Raw genomic sequence first — 3,832 nt, 5'->3', positions numbered from 1 at the left:
GGTGTTATAGTCAAATCCCCAAAGGTACAGCTGTTGGATAAATCAACCAATTAAGCAAAAAATAGTCCTGAGTGGGAGAGTTTTGAGTGGAAGAATAGAACAAGCACTAATTTGTCATATATTTTATTTTACCAAATAATTAAAAATTACACAAATAAGCACGCTTTAGACTTTGGAAATGACTATAATAAATAGCTTTTTTTTTAAATAGTGCTAGTTATAATATAACTTAAAATAGTTAATTCATTAGCAATGAGGTGCTAGGGTAAATAGTATAACAAATTAAGTTATAATAGACTAGTTAAAACCCCATATTTATTATCAATTTTAAAAAAAAGCTGACCATTATAGATATTTTTTTTAGCTTAGTCAGGGAAACTATGAAAGAGTCTTAGTCTGACGTCTCCGATTATGGTAATATTGCTACATCACGATGAAAGCTACTCATTTTGCAACCATTACACACCTTAAAAATTACCAATATTGGCTAGTAGGTATAGCAGCTGGGTTAATAGCAATTCAATTGACTCTGGCTGACAGGAGTAACATTGCTGATTTACTAAGTACAAGTTTTTTATTTTGGGTGGCTGTGTCTTACATGGTATGGGAAAAACGCCATACCTTGGACCTAGAAAGTGATATTTTTTCTGGCGTTTTAGGGTCATTATTAATTGGGTTAGTACTGTTGCGATCTACATTTGTATCAGGCTATGACATTTTTATCCGCTTTTCTCCTTTGATTTCAGTATTGGGTTTGGGACTGCTGGCATCTGGAGTGAAGGGATTAAAGCAATATTGGCAGCACCTTACTATATTTTTATGTCTCGCTATACCATCTGGATTGCCAACATTACTGATTGATGTATCCACATTAACTGCTAAGTTTTCTGGATTGCTCCTTTGGTACTCAGGATTTGAAGTCTCTAGGCAAGGGGTTTATTTAATCCTGCCAACGGGAGGAATAGAAGTAAATCCCGGCTGTTCTGGCGTCAGTTCTATGCTTCAGTTGTTGGGAATATCGTTGTTATTCTTATTTATGTTCCCTACTAGCCGGGTTCAAAAATTTTTGGTACCACTGATAGCTATTTTAGTAGGATTTATTGTTAATTCTATTCGAGTTAGCATGATGGCTATTTTAGTCGCTTATTATAGTTATGAAGCCTTTGAATATTGGCATTTTGGAGATGGTTCAATGATATTTTCATTGGCTGCTGTCATTATTTTCGGTTTCTTATGCAATTTTATACTTCAACAGAATGCACCAAAGACTGAAGATTAAGCCACTAACCTAAAGTCTAAGTATTAGGCATTATTAGATATTAGCTATAAAAAAAGCAGATCAGGGCTAGGTAGTAATAAAGTTGTGCTTCATAGGCTTGTTAGAACCTTAGAGCAATTCAACCATTAGCCTAAACTCTAGAGCGTAGAACCTTAAACCTCATAAACACCCAGGGCTTCTAGTCCCAAGAATGTCCTAGACCTGCAAGCCTTTTACCTTTTGCCTTGATGTCATGCTCGATTGGAAATCACTACGTATTTGGCTGCTAGCTTTTGTTTTTGGGGCTACTTTATCAGTTATGGGCAAAGTAATTTGGTATCCAACTACAAGCGCTCGTCCCATCACCCCTTTTGAATTTCCAGCTACAGTTCCCTTACCAGAATGGCAGCCTCTGGAAAGTCAAGGTTTGACTGGTCAAACGGCTGTTGATAAAACACTACAAGCTGGCAAGCACTATCGATATATTCAGAATGATTTACCTCTAGATATAAAGATGCGCTATTTAGTTCAGAGCGGGGGTGATATTAATAAATTCCTTCAAAAGTACATAGGGATTGAACCCGCTAGTCAAGAATTAATAGTGTCACGCCAGCATCAAAACATAGGTTTTCATCGCTTATTTGTGTACCAAGAGCGGGCTTACCTCAGTTCTTGTATCAACCCCCGGGGTGGCAGTACGGTCACCAGTTATCAGTTCAAGAAAAATCGGGATATTTACGATGTACGCTCCCGTCGGCTGCTGCTATGGTTACTGGGTCAGGTAAAGCTACAAGACAACCGTTGTCTGTGGGCTCATCTTTCTATTCCTCTAGAGAATTCTTCCCCTGAAGCTGCCTATCAAGTGCTGGAAAATGTTTGGCCTGACTGGTACGACTGGTGGTATTTACACTTTCCTAAACCTTGAGGTAAGGTTTACGACAATCGTGTCCTATTATGAAGGAATATTTAATATATGACTAAATTAGATGGCAATAAATTGACTGAATCCGTAGAGGATATACGGCAGTTTAACTTTTCTGTTCTAAGGTCTGCGACTCTGTTGCACTGGATAGGTTATGGCCTTTTAGTGCTAACTGTATTTGACGTAGTTGAAACGTTGATCCCACCAAACTTTATGAATCCTGCCTGGGAATTACAGACCATAGGGGCATTGGTGGAACGGGTGCCTGTACCTTTACTCGGCTTAGCCCTGGTGTTTTATGGAGAGCGCCATGGGCGCGAGAGATGGGAAGTCCTGGTTGTGAAGGTTTTATCCTGGTTAGCTTTGGTGCTGGGAGTGCTATATTTCTTGCTGATTCCTTTGGGAATTATTAATACAGTGCGGATTAATAAACAAGCCAGTACTCAAATTACTACTCAAGTTAACCGAGGGATGACCCAATTCCAAAAAGTTAAAGATGCTTTGGAGAAAGTAAATACAGAAGCGGAGATGGAAAAACTTTTGGCAAGCCTGAGTAGTGAAGGTAGCACTCCGGATATCAATAATTCTCAAGAATTGGAGAGGGTGAAAGAACAGCTCGCTTCATTCATTGCTCGTGGTGAGCAGAGGATACAAAACCAAGCTCAATCGAGTTTATCGTCTCGTCGTCTGGGTCTGTTTAAAAGTGCTGTAAAATGGAATTTGGGAGCTTTGGTGTCTGGAGCTTTGTTTATTACTATCTGGAAGTCTACCCCCTGGGCGAGACGAAAGGGTTGACACTCCCCGCCCTGAAAGTGCGGGGATTCTTAGATCTATGACCGGCCTTAAACCTTCGCATCCTTGCGGCAGTACCTAAACCGAAATCCCGTCAAGACTAAGATTTTAGTTTAGTTTACGAAAGACCCAGCGGGCTGGTCTCCCTAAGCGTTGAGCTACTTTTTGAGAAGTGCCTTATAAAGTCCGTTGCTTCTCTGTTTCACTTGGTTCCGGCGTGCCCCGCCGTACCATTATTTTCTCAAGTTGTGTCTTGCTGGGTTCACACACCGATTGGTAGTCGATGATTGGGTTTTTAAGGAGGATTTTCCCTGCCCTCCGGGCATTACTACTTTAAGGTCAATAAGTTACGGGTCTCTCTCCCGGCTCAGCCTCGGTTTTTCAGCCTGTACCCTATACTTTAATTATACTATGGCGCTATAAAAGTGTCAACTAAAAGCCGTCCTAGAAGGACGGGGCGCGATTACCCAAAATTTTTGGTAAAGAAATCCTCGATGACTAGAAAAAAGGAGTTATCACAGCCCAACCATGGGTCGTGCCTTCCCGTAGCAGTTCAATGCTCGCGCATTGCAAAGGAGTTCCTTCCTAACAAGGAACATCCCTCTTTTCCTGAAATCTATCTCTTTGGTGGGGTGCCAACAAGAGAATAGGTGATTTAACTAAGTGTCAGTCACCTTACTCTCTTGCTTAGCTATCGGCTTTCGCCTCCGCTGCGCGATCAGAAACTCTTGTCTCCAGTCAGAGTTAAGAAGACCATACTCCACTAGCAATCTTTTGCAGTGGCGCTAGATGAGGTGTCTGGCATAGGAAATAGGCGAAAAATGCCCCGCCACAAGCACCAAGCAAGAAACCACTGGCAA

Annotated in this window: 4 protein-coding genes; 3 read left to right on the top strand and 1 reads right to left on the bottom strand. The window is 41.0% G+C overall.

The window, feature by feature from the left end; genetic code table 11:
- The first annotated feature begins 433 nt into the window (after positions 1–433).
- The 3 genes from crtA to F6K49_RS36835 all read left to right on the top strand — a co-directional run bounded on the left by crtA (position 434) and on the right by F6K49_RS36835 (position 2,975).
- On the top strand, positions 434–1,279 hold the full coding sequence (crtA, locus tag F6K49_RS36845; RefSeq protein ID WP_293104875.1) for a cyanoexosortase A: 846 nt from the start codon (positions 434–436) through the stop codon (positions 1,277–1,279).
- A gap of 298 nt (positions 1,280–1,577) precedes the next feature.
- A complete protein-coding gene (locus F6K49_RS36840) occupies positions 1,578–2,183 on the top strand; it encodes a cyanoexosortase A system-associated protein (protein WP_293104871.1) in 606 nt (201 codons plus the stop codon).
- 48 nt (positions 2,184–2,231) lie between these two features.
- Positions 2,232–2,975 carry an HpsJ family protein gene (locus F6K49_RS36835; RefSeq protein WP_293074140.1) on the top strand — a complete coding sequence of 248 codons (744 nt, stop codon included), beginning with the start codon at positions 2,232–2,234 and terminating at the stop codon, positions 2,973–2,975.
- A gap of 741 nt (positions 2,976–3,716) precedes the next feature.
- Here the strand turns inward: F6K49_RS36835 and F6K49_RS53790 are convergent.
- Positions 3,717–3,832, bottom strand: a 116-nt coding sequence (locus F6K49_RS53790; protein WP_364304490.1) for a photosystem I reaction center subunit XI, incomplete at its 5' end; no start/stop codon positions are given.

The organism is Moorena sp. SIO3I6 (genome assembly GCF_010672095.1).
The sequence above is the reverse complement of the archived record's forward strand: the minus strand, read 5'-3'. Positions and strand labels throughout refer to the sequence as shown.

What these genes read in the sequence shown, in the direction of transcription:
- crtA (WP_293104875.1), top strand. Translation starts at nt 434, where the DNA reads ATGAAAGCTACTCATTTTGCAACCATTACACACCTTAAAAATTACCAA.
- F6K49_RS36840 (WP_293104871.1), top strand. Translation starts at nt 1,578, where the DNA reads ATGGGCAAAGTAATTTGGTATCCAACTACAAGCGCTCGTCCCATCACC.
- F6K49_RS36835 (WP_293074140.1), top strand. Translation starts at nt 2,232, where the DNA reads ATGACTAAATTAGATGGCAATAAATTGACTGAATCCGTAGAGGATATA.